Here is a 17,411-nt window from a genome sequence, read left to right on the forward strand (position 1 = left end):
GGCAGCACCGGCAGCCATGCCGGACGTCGCGGGCTGATGCGCTTCGGCATTGCCGTGCACGCCGGCTTGCGTTTCGCTTTGCGTATCGATCTTCATGCCTCACCTCCGAACACGTCGACATTCGCAAAGACGCAGGCGGGCGACGCATGGCCGACACGAATGATCTGGGCAGGCTCACCCTTGCCGCAGTAGGGCGTGCCGAGCACTTCGCGCGTCGCCGCATTGCCGACCGCGGTCAGGCTGCGCCAGAAGCTCGCGGAAATGCCGCGATAGTTCGGCCGCTTGACGACAGTCGTGAGCTTGCCGTTTTCGATGAGCTGGCCGAACTCGCAGCCAAACTGGAATTTATTGCGGTGATCGTCGATCGACCACGACACGTTGGTTCGCATGACGATGCCGCGTTCGATGCCGGCAATCATCTCGTCGAGCGAGCTCGTGCCCGGCTCGATGTTGATATTGGCCATGCGATCGATCGGCGCGCGATTCCAGCTTGCCGCGCGTGAATTGGCCACACCCGCCATGCCTGCGCGCTGCTGCGAGAGCGCGCCGCCGAGCGGCCGCTCGAGCACGCCGTTGCGGATCAGGTACTGCTTGGATGCGACCGTGCCGTCGTCGTCATAGCCATAGGACGCGGCTTCCTCGCGCAGTTCGGGATCGAACGTGACGTTGAGCAGCGATGAGCCGTACTGGTACGCGCCGAACATTTCGGGCTTCACAAAGCTCCAGCCCGCGAAATTGCGTTCGTCGCCGAGGATCCGGTCGAGCTCGAGCGGGTGTCCGATCGACTCGTGAATCTGCAGCATCATCTGATCCGGCATCAGTAACAGATCGCGGGGTCCGCTCGGGCAATTCGGTGCGGCCAGCAACTGCAGCGCTTCATCCGCAATGCGGGAGGCACTGCCATTGAAACCCACTTGAGACAGCACACCGAGGCCGCCTTGCAGGAAGGCGCCGTGCCCGGACAGCGAGCGTTGCTGCGTGTCGCCGTTCGCATGCGCAAGCACGCTGATTTCCGGCAATACGTAGCGGAAGTGCTGGTCGGTGCGCACGCCGTCGCTCGTGACGTAGATCTGGTCGGTCTGCGTGATGCGTGCCGAAGCTGAGCGCTCGACGATGCGGCTGTCGATGCGCGCGTCCGCGCATTCCTGCGCGAGCCGGTCGAGCCATTCGCCGCGCGACGGCATCGCGCTGTCATAGTCGGGCGAACGATACACGCCGCTCGCCGAGGGACGCGACACGCTGCGATGATCGATCAGCGATACCGCGGCACTCGCGCGTGCGCGCGCAACCGCGAGGTCGAGCGCGGCCTGAAGGCCCGCCGGCGACAGGTCGCCGGTGGCCGCATACCCCGCACCGCGGCCGGCATAAGCGATCAGCATCGCGCCGCGATCCCGGTCCATTCGAAGCGGCTGGGCGACATCATTACGCACACGATGCTCATCGGTGCGTTCGTCGACGATGCGCAGCGACCAGAAATCGGCGTCGCTACGAAGCGTGCGTCCTGCGTCTGCCCAGCGCGTATCGGTCATGCCAGTGCGTCCTCGGGGGCGGGCGATGCATCGGCCTGTTGAACCATCGAGGCGGCGAGCAGGGCCTGCGTATAGGGGTGGGTCGGATTGTTCAGGATCTCGAGCGCGTCACCGGCTTCGACGATGCGGCCCGATTTCATCACGATGATCTTGTGCGCCATGGCGCGCATGACGGCGAGATCGTGCGTGATGAACAGATAGCTGAGGTTGTACTTTTGCTGAAGCTTGGTCAGCAGCGCAAGCACCTGCTGCTGGATCGAGACGTCGAGCGCGCTGGTCGGCTCGTCGAGCACCATGAATTCAGGCTCGACTGCGAGTGCACGCGCAATCGCGATCCGCTGGCGCTGGCCGCCCGAGAATTCATGCGGATAGCGCGACATCGAGTCGGCGGGCATGCCGACTTCGTCGAGCAGCGACGCAATGCGGTGACGCCGTTGTTCGAGCGTCATCTCGGGCTTGTGCACGACCAACCCTTCGCCGACGATCTGTTCGATCGTCATGCGCGGCGAGAGTGAGCCGAACGGGTCCTGGAACACGACCTGCATCTTCGAGTACAGCGCCTTGCGCGCGCTGGCCGAACGCAGGCCATCCATCGGCTGGCCGTCGATATGCACGCTGCCTTCGGCGGCGCGTTGCAGGCCCAGCACCACGGATGCCAGGGTCGATTTGCCCGAACCCGATTCGCCGACCACGCCCATCGTTTCACCGCGGCGCAGCGTCAGGCTCACGTCGTGCACGGCGCGGAACGCGTCGTTATGGAACAGCGAGCGCAAGCCCTTGGCCGCGACGCGATAGTCGACCGCGAGCTTGTCGATCTCGAGGAGCCGGCGCGCATGCGGCTCGACGGGCGAGACGAGGCGCTTGGGTTCGCTGTCGAGCAGGCGCTGCGTATACGGGTGCTGCGGCGAGCGGAACAGCGCTTCGGTGGTATTCGTCTCGACGAGCACACCCTTTTCCATCACGGCCACGCGCTGCGCGAAACGGCGCACGAGATTCAGATCGTGCGTGATCAGAAGCACGGCCATGCCGTGATCGTTCGCTTCCTGTTCCTGAAGCTCGATCAGCAGATCGACGATCTGCTGACGCACCGTCACGTCGAGCGCGGTCGTCGGTTCGTCCGCGAGCAGCAGGCGAGGGCGGCACGCGAGCGCCATGGCGATCATCGCGCGCTGACGCTGTCCACCCGAGAGCTGGTGCGGATAGCTGTCGATGCGGCGCTCCGGCTCGGGAATGCCCGTGCGCCGCAGCAGTTCGATGCCGCGCGCACGCGCCGCGTTCGGACGCAGGCCTTCGTGCAGCAGCAGGCTTTCGGCAATCTGCTTGCCGATTGTGTAGAGCGGGTTCAGGGCCGTCATCGGCTCCTGGAACACCATCGACACGTGCTTGCCGCGCAGGCCGCGCATTTCGTGTTCGGTCTTCTTGAGCAGGTCTTCGCCGTCGAGGCGCATCGCGCCGCTAAGCGCCGCGCCATGCACGAGGCGCAGGATCGAGAGGGCCGTCACGCTCTTGCCCGAGCCGGATTCGCCGACGAGCGCCACGCGCTCACCGCGTGCAACCGACAGGCTCAGGTCGCGCACGGCGACCTTGCTGCCAAAGCGTGCCGAAAAGTTTTCGATTTCAAGCAGCGGACGCTGCGCGTTCGCCGTCTTCATGTTCTGGTTCTGAGTCATGACTTACTTCCCCTCCGTTTGCGAGCCATGCGAGCGCGTGTCGAACGCGTTGCGAAGGGCGTCGCCCATGAAGGTCAGCAGCAGCATCGTGATCACGAGGATCGAGAACGCCGTCACCGAGATCCACCATGCGTCGAGGTAGTTCTTGCCTTCCTGCAGCAGTTCGCCGAGGCTCGGCGTCGGGGGCGGCACGCCCAGACCCAGGAAGTCGAGGCTCGTGAGCGAGAGAATCGACGCGCTCATGCGGAACGGCAGCAGCGTGATGACGGGCGTCAGGCTGTTGGGCAGCACATGGCGCCAGATGATCTGCCAGTTCGAGAGGCCCATCGTGCGTGCGGCCTTCACGTAGTCGAGCGAGCGATTGCGCAGGAATTCCGCGCGCACGTAATCCGACACGACGAGCCAGCCGAACATCGACAGCAGGATGAACAGCAGCACGAGCGACGGCTCGAAGATCGACGCAAAGATGATCAGCAGGTAGAGATCGGGCATCGAGCTCCAGATCTCGATGAGCCGTTGCCCGATCAGGTCGGTGCGTCCGCCATAGAAGCCCTGCAGCGCGCCGACGAGCGTGCCGACGATCACGCCGAATACCGTCAGCGCGAGCGCCATCAGCACCGACAGGCGGAAACCATAGAGCACACGCGACAGCACGTCGCGGCCGAACTGATCCGTGCCGAGCCAGTTCTGGTTATTCGGCGCGGCAGGGTAGGGCTTCGACGCGAAGTAGTCGATCGTGTCGTAGCGATAGTGGTTCGGCGGATAGATCGCGAAGTTGTCGCCCGACTCGAGCCGCTTGCGGATATACGGATCGAGATAGTTCGTCTGCGCCGGGAAATCGCCGCCGAACGTCAGTTCCGAATAGTTGTGGACGATCGGGAAATAGAAATGACCGTCGTAACGCACGACGAGAGGCCGGTCGTTCGCGAGGACTTCCGCAAACAGGCTCACGACGAACAGCGTCACGAAAATGATCATGCTCCAGTAGCCCAGACGCTGCTGCTTGAAGCGCAGCCAGATCCGACGCCCGGGCGAGACCGAGGCGACGGGCGTACCGGCGGCCGGATTAGCGGTCCAGGCTGTTGAATTGGATGCGGGGGTCGACGAGGACATAGCAGACGTCAGCAATGAGTTTGGTCACGAGACCAATCAGGGTGAACAGATAAAGCGAACCGAGCACGACAGGGTAGTCGCGGCGAATCACCGAGTCGTACGAGAGCAGGCCCATGCCATCGAGCGAGAACAGCGTCTCGATCAGCAGGCTGCCGTTGAGGAACGCGCCGACGAAAGCCGCGGGCAGACCCGTGAGCAGCGGGATCATCGCGTTGCGGAACACGTGTTTCCAGAGCACGTCGCGCTCGGGCGCGCCCTTGGCACGCGCGGTCAGTACGTATTGACGGCCGATTTCCTCGAGGAAGGTGTTCTTGGTCAGGATCGTGATGATCGCGAAGTTGCCCACGACCGATGCCGTGATCGGCAACACGATGTGCCACAGGTAGTCGAGGACCTTGCCGATCAGCGTGAGGTCGTCGAAGTTGTCCGACGTGAGGCCCCGCATCGGGAACCATTGCCAGAACGTACCGCCGCCGAACAGCATCAGCAGCAGCACACCGAGCACGAAGCCCGGAATCGCATAGCCTGCGAGCACGAGAACGCTGGTGATCGTATCGAACTTCGATCCCGCCCGAACCGCCTTGGCAATGCCCAGCGGGACCGACACGAGATAGGTGAGCACCAGTGTCCACAGCCCGAGGGTGATCGACACGGGCAACTTCGAGACGATCACGTGCCACACGCTTGCGTGCTGGTAGTACGAGCTGCCGAGGTTGAACGTCGCGTAGTCCTTGAGCATCAGGAAATAGCGCGTGATCGGCGGCTTGTCGAAGCCGAATTGCTTCTTGATCTCTTCGACCTGTTTCGGGTCGAGACCCTGGCTCGCGTGATAGCCGATATTGCCGGCGCCGCCGCCTTCACCGCCGCGCGTGCTGCCGTGGCGCAGCTGGGTCATCATCTGTTCGACCGGGCCGCCCGGCACGAACTGGGTCACTGCGAAAGTCAGCGTGACGACACCGATCAACGTCGGGATCATCAGCAGCAGTCGCCGGAGAATATACGCAAACATAAGGTTGTCAGTCCTTCCTTGATGCTGTCCTGCCCGAGGGGCAGGGGAAAAAAGCAGGGGCGGGGGCAAGGTGCCCCACAGGCCCGGACCTCATCGTGGGTGCGGGCCCTGACTCGCGCGGCTCAGTTTGTCGCCGCGGTCGCCATCGACTTCTGTTTCTGGAACCAGTAGTCGAGCACCCAGTCTTCGTACTGATACGTGCGCGGCACGACGGCCGGATACCCGATCGTCGTCTTGTACGCGATCCGCGAATTCGGCAGGTAATACTGCGGGATCAGGTAATAGTTGTTGAGCAGCACGCGATCCAGCGCGCGCGTGGCGGCCTGCAGATCGTCGACTGAATCGGCCGTCAGTACCTTCTCGACCAACGCGTCGACCACCTTCGAACGCACGCCCGGATAGTTTTCCGAGCCGACCTCGCTGGCGGCCGCGCTGCTGAAGCGGTGGCGCAGCTCGATACCCGGAATCAGGGAGATCGGGTAGATATACGTCGTCATATCGAACTGGAAGTTGTCGATACGCTTCTGGTACAGCGCGCTGTCCACTTCGCGCAGGTTCGCCGAGATGCCCAGCGTCTCGAGATTGCGGATGAACGGCATGATCACGCGGTCCATGCCCGGCTGATCGTCGAGAATTTCGATCGTCATCGGGTTGCCGTTCGCATCGCGCAGCGCACCGTCGCGATAGGTCCAGCCGGCCTGCGACAGCAGGTCACGCGCGAGCTTCAGGTTGTCGCGCAGCGAGTGGTCGCCATCCGTACGCGGCTGAACCATGGCCGGGCCGAACACGGCCTTGGGCAATTGCGAGCGATACGGCTCGAGCAGCGCGAGTTCTTTTTCGCTCGGCAGCCCCGTCGCCTGGAACGGGCTGTCCTGGAAGTAGCTCTGCACGCGCCGGTACTGGCCGTAGAACATCATGCGGTTCATCCATTCGTAGTCGAATGCATAAACGAGTGCCTGACGTACGCGGATGTCCGAGAACATCGGCTTGCGCATGTTGTAGATGAAGCCCTGCATCTGCGCGCTGTGGTTCGGGAACGTGCCCTGCTTGAGCAGACCGCTCTTGAAGTTCTTCCCGACGTACTTGCGCGCCCATTGCGTCGAGCTGTATTCGACCTGCACGTCGGTGTCGCCGGACTTGAACGACTCGAGCTGCGTGTAGTGGTCGAGGTACAGCTTGAAGGTCACGCGCTCGAAATTGAACGAACCCTTGCGCGAAGGCAGGTCCTTCGCCCAGTAGTCGGGGTTGCGCTTGTAAGAGATCGTGTGATCGTTCTTGCGCTGGTCGATCAGATAAGGACCGCTCGCAATCGGTGCGGCCGTCGCGATCGTGTCGAAGTCCGGGTGCGTGCCGTCGGCGCGCATGCCCCACTTCGGCGAGAACACCGGGAGGTCGCCCGCGATCAGCGGCGCATCGCGCTCCGCATGCTTGAAATCGAAGCGCACGGTCGACGCATCGAGCACCACGCAGCGCGCGATGACGGCGAACTGCGCGTTGAGCAGCGGCGAGACCTTGTTGCTCGCCATCACGTCGTACGAGTACTTGACGTCGTTGGCCGTGATCGGGTCGCCGTTGTTGAAGCGCGCGGCCGGATTGATGTGGAACGTCGCCGACGAGTAGTCGGGCGCGACCTGCACATCGTCCGCGATCAGCGCGTATTCCGACGCCTGCTCGTCCCAGCTGCGCTGCATCAGCGTGTCGAACATCAGGTTCTTGATGTCCGGCGCCGGCTGGCCGCGCACGAGGAACGGGTTCAGCGAGTCGTAGCTTTGCGACTCGTCGTAATTCTGAAAATTGAGCACGCCGTCGCGCGGCGCGTCAGGGTTCGCGTAGTCGAAATGCGTGAAGTTGGCGGGGTATTTGGGCTCGCCGTACTGTGCAATCGCGCTTTTGGCGAAAGAGGGGAGGGCGGTCAGGCCGGCAGTGGCGGCGACCAGGCCCGCCAACAGCGGGGCCAGCCAGCGCGTGCGGCGCTGTGTGGCGCGCAACGGAGCCGCCTCGGCGGTCCATGGCACCATCGCCCGCGCGGTGCGCAGGCGCTTCAACTTCACGAGTTTCATAAGCGAATGCGTGAAAACGCCGGTGGGCGGATAGCCCGACGGCCTTCCATTCGGCGTGCTCGCGGCGGTGGGCCGCAACACATGCCGGGTGGTCTCTGATTCTTCGGGCGCGTACTGAACGATGGCCCCGGACCGCGCTTTGCGCAATACCAGGGCCATGGGTTCGGCGACGGGCCAGACTGCGGTGCTTCGCTCACACGCCCGCGAGGGCGGGCGTGCTCAGGCGATGCTTAGTTGTCGTCGTCGCTCGCGGCGGTCGTCTTGAATGCGAATTCGACCTCACCGACGTACGGTTCCGAGTTCTTTTCGCACTTGTACGCCTTGCCGGCTGCAATCACGGCCTCGTTGAACACTGAGGTCGGCGGCGTCACGCGCATGATCTTCACATCGCCGACGCTGCCGTCGGGATTGATCGTCAGGTGAGCGATCACGCTGGCCGAGATGCCGTCCTGCAATGCCTTGCGCGGGATCTGCGGCTGCACCGGGGTGCAGTGGCCGCGACCGTCGACGACGCCGTGCAGTGCCGGTGCCGGCGGCGCACCAGTCGCTGCCGTTGCCGGGCCTGCCGGCGCGGTCGACGGAGCCGTTGCAACCGCCGGCGCGTCGGCCGTCGGGTTCGCGGCTGCCGGGATCACGGCTTCCTTCGGTGCCGGCGCGGGCTTCGCGGGCGGCGGTTTGTCGACGGGCTTCGGCTTGGGCGGAGTCGTATCGATCTTCTTCGGCGGAGCCGGAGGTTCGATCTTCTTCACCTCGGGCGGAGGCGGCGGCGGCGGGATTTCGACACGCATTTCCTTCTTCGCCGGGGGGGGCTCAGTATGGAACTTCATGCTCGAAAGCCCGACGACCAGCAGCAGCTCGACGATCAACGCCGCGCCGATTGCGATCTTCATCGACATCCGCCCTTCTTTGTGCGGATGATGCGAAGCCCACAGGGCGCCGTTGAGTTTGGAGGGCTGTTGGTCTTTCATGTCGGCGGCGGGGCTGCTCATGTCGTCGGATTCGTGACGAGCGCGACCGAGCTGATGCCGGCCTGGCGAACCAGGTCCATCACCTTGACGATGTTTTTGTAGCTGGTGCCTTCATCGCCGGCGATGGCGACGTCGACCTTCGCGTTGGCGTTGGTCAGGCCCTTGAGGGACGTGACGAGATCAGCTTCGCTGACCTGCTTCGCATCCATATAGAGCTGGTTGTCCTTCGTGACGCCGATCGAGACCTTGACGGTCTTCTGGAGCTGTTCAGCCGTGCTCGACTGGGGCAGGTCCAGGTGAATGCCGGCGCCCTGGATCATCTTGATGGTCGCGAGCATGAAGAACACGAGCAAGAACATCATGATGTCGATCATCGGGATGATCTCGATCCGTGCCTTTTCTTCCGCGCCGAGGTAGTGGCTGCGATGGTTTCGCATGGTCTTTCTCCTTCAGTTGACGCGGGTAGCGTCAGGCAGCGAATCGCGAAACGAGCAGCGACTTGATCAGGTCAAACTGGTTGACCGTCATGCGAATGCGCTTGTTGAAGTAGTTGAGGAAGATCACGCAGATGATGGCGATCGTCAGGCCGCAAGCCGTTGCGGTCAGTGCGTGGCCGATACCGCCCGTCACGCCGTTCGGGTTCGATGCACCCGATGCGCCGAGGACGTTGAACGATTCCACCATACCGATAATCGTACCGAGCAGGCCGAGCAGCGGTCCGAGCGTGACGGCCGTGTCGAGCACCCACAGGTTACGGTCCAGGCGCGGCATCTGGAACATGATCGTTTCTTCGATCTCGCGTTCCACGATCGCTTCTTCCTTGCCACGAACGGCCAAAGCCGACTTCACGAGTTCCGACTGAACCGTCTTGTTGTAGTGAGCAACGACTTTCTGAGCCTGATCGAGGTCATTGCCGTTGATCAACTTGAGATCGTGTTCAAGCGTGTCGCCGGCGCGCACGGCGCGGGCAAAAAACGCGAAGCGCTCGATGATGATGGCGATACCGAGCAGGAAGATGAATGCCAGCAAGGGGATAAGACCCATCGACTGGACCGAGTAATTGATGAGGGTGTTCAGCACTGCGGACTCCGAGATGTAACGCTGCAAATGGCCAAAAAAAGTGGAACGACTACCTTTTGAGCAGTCACCCAAGGAAAGCAAACTTCAGAAAGCAAGCGGTATGCCAACTTGCTTGCCGGAACCCTGAGGTCCGGTTTGTCATGCACCGGGCGTCGCAGTGGATGCAATTAGCTGGGGTTGGCTAACCACTGCGGTGCGCGATGCACAACGAAATCGTGCGAAAAGTATCTTAACAGTGCGTACCCTGTGGGTTAGCACAGGAATTTGCATAAGTAAATCTACTTTCGTGCGATTCAAAGCTGCATCAGAAATACTTGAATGCGAGAGGTAATACTCGGGGGCGGATTATAGTCGAAGGAAGTCGCGTGTGTTGAGGGGGCAAAAACCCTTGTTCGCCAGCGATTTGATGATAAGAAATGTAAGCCGCGACGGGCCGGCGTTTGCACCCGGATGGGTCACTATGACTGTGGTGTGATCCCAACATTTATTAGAGGAAGTAGTCGAATCTCGCAAAAGACGGCGCTTTCACGCGCGTTTGCACCAAAAATTGTCTTTGCGTTGCAACATTCACAGATGTGGTGCGTAAAGCGCACTTAGGTGGTGCGTAAAGATGCACCACGCGCTCGCTCGAAACGGGGGGTTTGAAGGGCGTTTGAATTAATTTTGTTTAATGTCACGCCTTGTTGCGAAAGCGAAATGTAAGGCGATTTTCGCGCAACCCGTGCACATGCAACCTTATGACCCGATCGCTCACGAATGAGTTCAAAGATTATTGAACCGGGCGGCGCCGTTTTAATCGATTCGCGACCCTGGAATACGGTGGTATTAAGTGGTCATTAATCGCGTTCGTTAAAATCAAAACAAAAATGCCGAACGCAGGATGCGTTATTCAACCGGATACAGATTGAATTGTGCCTCCGCGCGAAAACGTTTGCAGAACACGATCTGAATCCGAACGTTCGTTCGTCAGGCGGGGCGGGCTTCTCGGGTCGATCGTCGACATTGGATGAAATTGATCCGATCCCACTTTCCGGTCGGTCACAGTTCGATTGTGTTGGCAATCATTTTTCATATTTGTTTCATTTTGCCGGGGCGGGCCAGGGCGATTCGGGTCCGGTCTGTATCGCTCGAGTCTCTCGCCATGCGTGGCGTCTTCGCCGTCGCACCAGAACGTTGTCGGCGCCCGACCGTCTGCATCGACCTGCGCTTTGATGCGGGTTTCATGCGCCGCGCGACGGCGGACTGCAACCGGATCGTCGAAGGGGGGCCGCTTCGTCGATGGTCGCCACCGGGGTCGCCGATCGTTCGTGCGGCGCGCGACTTCACATCGCTTTGCATTACTCATCAGTAATACCGTTTCCCGCCGATCACCTCCCGCCGCTTACCGGGGTAAGCCTCCGCGTTCCCATGTCACGTATGTAAGGTTCGCTGAAAGGTGTCGGCCGTCTGTAAGCCTTGCCCGTCAAGGCGTTGCGCTGTAAGCGGTCCGAAAGATCCCATTGGCATACCCATTGCTTAGTGACGCCGGCCGTAAAGAGGGTGGGGACTGGCGAACTGTATTCAAGTCAGTTACACACAAAGACATGGTGGTGCGCGCGATTCACACAGCGATCGGCGCGCATGCGCACTGCGTGCACGCGCTCACTCGGCGCCGCGCCGCACTAACCAATGGGTACAGCCCAAAGCAACAAGGGGAAAATGTGAAACAGAAGGTGTTGGTATCCGCTATCAGGAAGATCGTGGGGGCTGAGCTGCTGTTGACAGCTGCGTTCATGCCCGTCGCGTTCGCGCAAACCGCTCCGGCCACGCCGGCGAGCGGCACCACCGCAACGACGCCTGCAGACAGCAGCGCGACCAAGCTCGACCGCGTGGAAGTCACGGGTTCGCTGATCAAGCAGTCGGACAAGACCGGTTACAACCAGGTCCAGACGGTCACCGCCAAAGACATCCAGGACAGCGGCTATACGAACGTTGCCGACTACCTGCGCAGCATCAGCGCGAACTCGGGCAGCAGCTGGGACCAGGGTACGAACGACAGCTTCGCACCGGGCGCATCGGGTATTGCATTGCGCGGCCTGAGCGAGAAGTACACGCTGGTGCTCGTTGACGGTCAGCGCGTGACGCCGTACGCATTCGCGGTCAACGGCACGGATACCTTCTTCGACCTCAACACGCTGCCGTTGAACATCATCGAGCGCATCGAAGTCGTGAAGACCGGAGCGGTGTCGCAATACGGCTCCGACGCTATCGCAGGTGTGGTCAACATCATCACCAAGCGCAACATGCACGGCCTGACACTCGACGGCAGCTACGGCGGCGCGACTTCGGGTGGTGCAGGTACGACCAAGTTCAGCGCGGCCGGTGGCTTCGGCGACCTGAACAGCGACCGCTACAACATCAGCGGTGCGGTCAGCTACTACAAGGAAAACGGTGTGCTGTTGTCCGATCGTGACAACACGCAGAACCTGAACTATCTGAACAAGCCGGGTGGCTTGCTCGAACAGGGCCAGAGCTTCCTGAACAACGGCGGCGACAATGTCGCGCTGGCCCCCTGCCCGAACGGTGGTCACGCCGTCAACGGCGCGCTGACGGGCGGTAGCGGCACCGAGTGCGTGAACAACACGGCAGCGAACCAATCGCTGCAGCCGCAGACGACGCGCTGGAGCGCGAAGGTCGACGGCACGTTCAAGATCAACGACAACGTGCAGGCCTACGCTGGCCTGTGGTTCAGCCGTAACGAAACGACGCAGAACATCAGCGCGGCCGGTTTCAACAGCGGCTCGACGTATTTCGATCCGGCGACGGGCGGTATCGCGGGTCTCGCCAACGGCGGCTTGCTGTCGGCGAATAATCCGGCCAACCCGTTCGGCAACCCGGTCTTCATCCAGTACACGTTCCCGCAGACGGAATCGGTCGACACCGTGTCGAACTTCGTGCGTGCGACGACGGGTGTGAAGGGCAGCTTCTCGACCGGTTCGTTCGGCGACTGGGACTGGAAGGCTGAATACGGTCACTCGCAGAACGTCGTGTCCAACACGTACACGAACGTCATCAGCGCGCCGGTGCTCAACAGCATCCTCAACGACGGCACGTTCAACTTCGCAAGCCCGACGGGCATGCCCGCTGGTCTGCTGACGGACGCATCGACGCAGGGTATCAGCAAGCTCGACACGGTTGACCTGACTGCGTCGACGCCGAACCTGTTCAAGCTGCCCACAGGCGATGTCGGCTTCGGTATCGGTGCTCAGTTCCTGCACGAAAGCGAAGTCATCAACGGCGTGACGGAAGATGTGGTGCCGGCCGGCGTTCAGGAAGTCGACGGTCAGCGCAATGTCTGGGCTGCGTACTACGAGTTCAACATCCCGATCATTGGCCAGATCCTGAGCTTCGACCAGTCGGGTCGCTATGACCACTACAGCGACTTCGGCGGCGCGTTCTCGCCGCACTTCGCGTTGCGCTTCCAGCCGATCCAGGCGTTCACGGCGTACGCGTCGTTCGCGCGCGGTTTCCGCGCTCCGACGCTGATCGAAGGTTCGCAGTCGAAGACGTTCTCGGCACAGTCGGCATCGGATCCGTTCAGCCCGGTGAGCACGGCAGCCGCGCTCGTGACCGAAATCACGAACGGCAACCCGAACCTGCAACCGGAACGCACGCGCAACTACAACCTCGGCTTCCAGCTCTCGCCGACGAAGACGACGGATATCGGTTTCGACTGGTATCGCATCGAAATCAACAACGCGATTGCGCAGACGGGCGACAGCATCCAGACGCAGATCAACAACCAGGAACCGACCGTTGTGCGTAACGCCAGCGGCACGATCGAGTACGTGAACACGTCGTACGGCAACGTGTCGTACCTCGACACGGACGGCTTCGAGTTCACGTTCAGCCAGCGCCTGCCGACGAGCATCGGTACCTTCACGCTGTCGGGCGACTGGGCCTACGTGTGGCACTTCAAGATGCCGAACAACGGTATCGCAAGCGACTTCGCAGGCAACAACGGTGCGTTCTACGAGCCGTTCGGTGCTTCGATCCCGCGCTGGAAGGGCACGACGGACCTGAGCTGGAACTACAACAAGTGGGCCGCGACGCTGAGCTGGGAGTACACGGGTCCGTACACGAACGCGATTGCGAACGTGACCGGCGGCTACCCGGGTGCATCGGGCAGCGTGGGTTCGTGGAGCATCTTCAACCTGTACGCGACGTACAGCGGTATCAAGAACTGGACGATCTACGGCGGCATCAACAACATCTTCAATCGCGCGCCGAACTTCGATCCGGTCTGGCAAGCGACGCCGGATGCGAGCTACGACTCGTCGCTGTACAACTACATCGGCCGCTTCGTGCAGGTCGGTGCGACGTACCACTTCAAATAAGCAGAACGAACGCGTCGCGCGTGAACCGCGCGACGCAGATGGTCCTCACGGCGCCTTCGGGCGCCGTTTTTTTTGCCTTGCGTCCTGGCTGCCCAGCCCGCCTCCCTGCGCCTCTCTGCGCGACGCTCAGCTTCGACGTCCCGTGCCACCGCAGATGAATTACGAATAGCCTTCGTAATAATGTCATCGATATTCTTAAAATCTTTTAATTCGTAATTTATTGAAAAATAAAATCGGGGCCTGTAATACAAAAAGTCCGAATGACAGTGCATTGCTGCGTTGAATCATTCACTACGAAACATTCCACCCGTAAGGCAATTCGAACAAAAGTCCAATCTGACATTGGCATACCTCTTGCTATGTGTAGGCCCGCAGTAAGGAGAGCGTGGCCGTCACCATCGGATCGCGCTCGGAGACAAAAACAGGGCGCAGCTGCGTGGCGAAGAGCCGGGCGCTGGCGCACAGCTGCTGACGGGAGCCGACCGTGCCTCCGTTAGACAGGCATCTAACGGGCGCAACCCGCCAGCAACACAAGGGGAACAAGTGAAACAGAAGGTCCTGGTGTCAGCCATCAAGAAGATCGTGGGAGCGGAGCTGCTGTTCTCGACAGTGCTCGTCCCGGTCGCCATTGCGCAAAGCGCACCCGCCACGCCCGCTACCGACGCTGCTCCGGCTGCGAAAGACAAGGGCGCCACGAAGCTCGAGCGCGTCGAAGTCACGGGCTCGCTGATCAAGCAGTCGGACAAGACCGGTTACAACCAGGTCCAGAAGGTCACCGCAAAGGAAATCGAAGACCAGGGCTATTCGACGGTCGCCGAATTCCTGCACGACATCTCGGCCAACTCGGCAAGCAGCTGGGGTGAGTCGAACACGAACTCGTTTGCCCCGGGCGGCGCGGGCATCGCCCTGCGCGGTCTGTCGGAAAAGTACACGCTGGTGCTGGTTGACGGCCAGCGCGTGGCGAACTATGCACTCGCGGTCAATGGCACCGACAGCTTCTTCGACCTGAACACGCTGCCGCTGAACATCGTCGATCACGTTGAAATCGTGAAGACGGGCGCGGTGTCGCAGTACGGTTCGGACGCCATCGCCGGCGTCGTGAACATCATCACGAAGAAGAACTACCACGGCCTCGAACTCGACGCGAACCTCGGCAAGCCCCAGCATCCGGGCGGCTTCGAAGAGCGCTTCAGCGTGCTCGGCGGTATCGGCGACTTCGCGACCCAGGGCTGGAACATCACGGCCGCAGGCAGCTACTACAAAGAAAACGGCTTCATGCTGTCGGACCGCGACTTCACGGCCAGTGAAGACTTCTCGCGCTACGGCGGCTCGGCCCTGCCGACGCAGAACGCACAGAAGATCAACTGGATCAACGCCGACGGCAGCACGACGCCGTTGTCGCCGTGCCCGTACAACTCGACGAACATGGGCGCGTACTGCGGCCTGAACAACGCCAGCGCGATTTCGGCGCAAGCGGCGGTCGAGCGCTGGAACGGCAAGGTCCACGGCACGTACAAGATCGACGACAACATCCAGGCGTACGCCGACCTCTGGGCGAGCCGCAATACGACGTCGCTGCTGCAGGGCTACAACACGCTGCGCGCGTCGACGGTTCACTACGATCCGGCCACGTCGTCGCTCGCTTCGGTGGGCAACACCGTGCTCGGCTCGAACCCGTACAACCCGTTCGGCGTCGACACGGGCATCCGCTACACGTTCGCCGACACCCCGGCGGGCGTTGACACGACGTCGACGTTCTGGAAGGCATCGACCGGTATCAAGGGCTCGTTCTCGACGCCGAAGTTCGGCGACTGGGATTGGGGTGTCGACGTCGGCCATTCGCAAAGCACGGTCGCCACCGAGTACACGAACGAACTGTACGTGCCGGCGTTGCAGAACCTGCTCGCGGGCGGCTTCGACTTCTCGAACCCGGCCAACACGCCGAACGGCACGAATGGCCTGTTCGTCAACGACTACGGTCTGAACATCTCGAAGCTCGATACCGTCACTGCAACGTTGTCGACGCCGAATCTGTTCACGCTGCCCGCAGGTGATGTCGGCTTCGGTATCGGCACGGAATTCCGCCACGAAGCGCAAGAGATCATCATCCCGACGCTGCAAGGCCAGGGCCTGATCGCGCCTGGCGCGTTCCAGACCGTCAACGGCGAGCGCAATGTCGCGGCGGTGTACTACCAGCTCGACATTCCGCTGATCAAGAACCTGACGTTCAGCCAGTCGGGCCGGTATGACCATTACGGCGACTTCGGCGGCGCATTCTCGCCGCGCTTCGCCCTGCGCTATCAGCCGATTCAGCAGTTGACGGCGTACGCGTCGTACAGCCGCGGCTTCCGCGCACCGACGCTGGTCGAGAGCTCGCAATCGACGACGGCTTCGGTTCAGCTGATGCACGACCCGTTCGATCCGAATCCGGACAACGTCGATGCAACGCGTACGGAACTCACGCGTGGCAATCCGAACCTGCAACCGGAACGCACGAAGAACTACAACCTCGGCTTCCAGCTGTCGCCGGCTGAGCACACCGACATCGGTTTCGATTACTACAAGATCGTCATCGACAACGTGATCTCGAACGGCGATCCGAACGCGATCGTCGCGCAGAACGACCCGACGCAAGTCGTGCGTAACTCGGACGGCACGATCAAGTACGTCAACACGTCGTACACGAACCAGGGCAGCCTGACGACCGACGGCTTCGAGTTCACGTTCCGTCAAGGTCTGCCGACGGCATTCGGTACGTTCACGCTGTCGGGTGACTGGGCTTACGTCTACCACTTCAAGATCGAAGACGGCAGCGGCGCAACGACCGAGTACGCGGGTAACAACCTCGCGCTCAACACGGTGTTCGGCGCTTCGTTCCCGCGCTGGAAGGGCAACACGACGCTGTCGTGGGACTACGCGAAGTTCACGACGACGCTGTCGTGGGACTACACGGGTCCGTACACGAACGCGGTCGGTATCTCGGACGCCACGTCGGTGTCGTCGTATAGCCAGTTCAACCTGTTCGCCACGTACCGCGGCATCAAGAACTGGACGATCTACGGCGGTATCAACAACCTGTTCGATCGCCATCCGCCGGCTGACCCGGTGTGGCAGTACTACGCGAACACGACGGGTTACGACGCGTCGCTGTACAACGAAGTGGGCCGCTTCTTCCAGATCGGCGCAACGTATCGCTGGAAGTAATCAGGCTTGACGTCGTCCGCCACGAAGTATCGTGGCCGGACGTCGGCCTGTCTGACTGCGCCGCCTCGCTGAGGCGGGGCACTGGTCTCGCAGCATCAACGGCGGCTCCCGCGAGGGAGTCGCCGTTTTGCTTTTGTATGTACAAAATTGATTCGATGGGTGTATCTGCATTTATGCATTCAATCTGCATAAATCGATTTAAAGAAATATCCCGGATATTATTTTGCTCTTGAATGGTGCGATTTTCTCCGTTATGAGCTTTTAAAGTGCCGTGATATCGAATTTAAATTCGTCTTGCACTGTTTTTGCCCGTCTGTCTACAAATCAAATCAAAAGTCCATCTGCAATCTATTTCTTAGGGATTAAGGAAATATTCTGTATTGTTGTGGTTTGCGTGACACA

At 61.2% G+C, this 17,411-nt stretch carries 11 protein-coding genes; 3 read left to right on the plus strand and 8 right to left on the minus strand.

Annotation, left to right across the window (positions count from 1 at the left end):
- Nucleotides 1-92: 92 nt before the first annotated feature.
- The 8 genes from ACMFWR_RS07080 to ACMFWR_RS07115 form a co-directional block, all read right to left on the minus strand.
- Complete coding sequence (locus ACMFWR_RS07080; RefSeq protein ID WP_413194297.1) at nucleotides 93-1,529, minus strand: TldD/PmbA family protein; 1,437 nt, start codon at nucleotides 1,527-1,529, stop codon at nucleotides 93-95.
- A complete protein-coding gene (locus ACMFWR_RS07085; protein ID WP_413194298.1) occupies nucleotides 1,526-3,199 on the minus strand; it encodes an ABC transporter ATP-binding protein in 1,674 nt (557 codons plus the stop codon). The genes ACMFWR_RS07080 and ACMFWR_RS07085 overlap by 4 nt, the downstream gene beginning before the upstream one ends.
- A gap of 3 nt (nucleotides 3,200-3,202) precedes the next feature.
- Nucleotides 3,203-4,312 (minus strand): ABC transporter permease, encoded by a 1,110-nt coding sequence (locus tag ACMFWR_RS07090; RefSeq protein WP_413194299.1) that lies wholly within the window; start codon nucleotides 4,310-4,312, stop codon nucleotides 3,203-3,205.
- Nucleotides 4,266-5,321, minus strand: a complete 1,056-nt coding sequence (locus ACMFWR_RS07095) for a microcin C ABC transporter permease YejB (protein WP_413194300.1) — start codon at nucleotides 5,319-5,321, stop codon at nucleotides 4,266-4,268. Before ACMFWR_RS07095 ends, ACMFWR_RS07090 begins: the two co-directional genes overlap by 47 nt.
- Before the next feature lie 122 nt (nucleotides 5,322-5,443).
- On the minus strand, nucleotides 5,444-7,339 hold the full coding sequence (locus tag ACMFWR_RS07100; RefSeq protein WP_413194805.1) for an extracellular solute-binding protein: 1,896 nt from the start codon (nucleotides 7,337-7,339) through the stop codon (nucleotides 5,444-5,446).
- Between the two features lie 272 nt (nucleotides 7,340-7,611).
- Nucleotides 7,612-8,370, minus strand: coding sequence for an energy transducer TonB (locus ACMFWR_RS07105; RefSeq protein WP_413194301.1), 759 nt, complete (start codon nucleotides 8,368-8,370; stop codon nucleotides 7,612-7,614).
- Nucleotides 8,367-8,786 carry an ExbD/TolR family protein gene (locus ACMFWR_RS07110; protein ID WP_413194302.1) on the minus strand — a complete coding sequence of 140 codons (420 nt, stop codon included), beginning with the start codon at nucleotides 8,784-8,786 and terminating at the stop codon, nucleotides 8,367-8,369. The genes ACMFWR_RS07105 and ACMFWR_RS07110 overlap by 4 nt, the downstream gene beginning before the upstream one ends.
- Before the next feature lie 31 nt (nucleotides 8,787-8,817).
- On the minus strand, nucleotides 8,818-9,429 hold the full coding sequence (locus ACMFWR_RS07115) for a MotA/TolQ/ExbB proton channel family protein (RefSeq protein WP_413194303.1): 612 nt from the start codon (nucleotides 9,427-9,429) through the stop codon (nucleotides 8,818-8,820).
- Nucleotides 9,430-10,435: 1,006 nt separating this feature from the next.
- Here ACMFWR_RS07115 and ACMFWR_RS07120 point away from each other — a divergent pair.
- From ACMFWR_RS07120 to ACMFWR_RS07130, 3 genes are all read left to right on the plus strand, one after another.
- Entirely contained in the window at nucleotides 10,436-10,780 is a 345-nt protein-coding gene (locus ACMFWR_RS07120; protein ID WP_413194304.1) for a hypothetical protein, read from the plus strand.
- Between the two features lie 349 nt (nucleotides 10,781-11,129).
- Nucleotides 11,130-13,805 (plus strand): TonB-dependent receptor, encoded by a 2,676-nt coding sequence (locus tag ACMFWR_RS07125; RefSeq protein ID WP_413194305.1) that lies wholly within the window; start codon nucleotides 11,130-11,132, stop codon nucleotides 13,803-13,805.
- Nucleotides 13,806-14,348: 543 nt separating this feature from the next.
- Nucleotides 14,349-17,009 carry a TonB-dependent receptor gene (locus ACMFWR_RS07130; RefSeq protein WP_413194306.1) on the plus strand — a complete coding sequence of 887 codons (2,661 nt, stop codon included), beginning with the start codon at nucleotides 14,349-14,351 and terminating at the stop codon, nucleotides 17,007-17,009.
- Nucleotides 17,010-17,411: the final 402 nt, after the last annotated feature.

Source organism: Pararobbsia alpina (assembly GCF_965118125.1).
GTDB lineage: Bacteria > Pseudomonadota > Gammaproteobacteria > Burkholderiales > Burkholderiaceae > Pararobbsia > Pararobbsia alpina_A.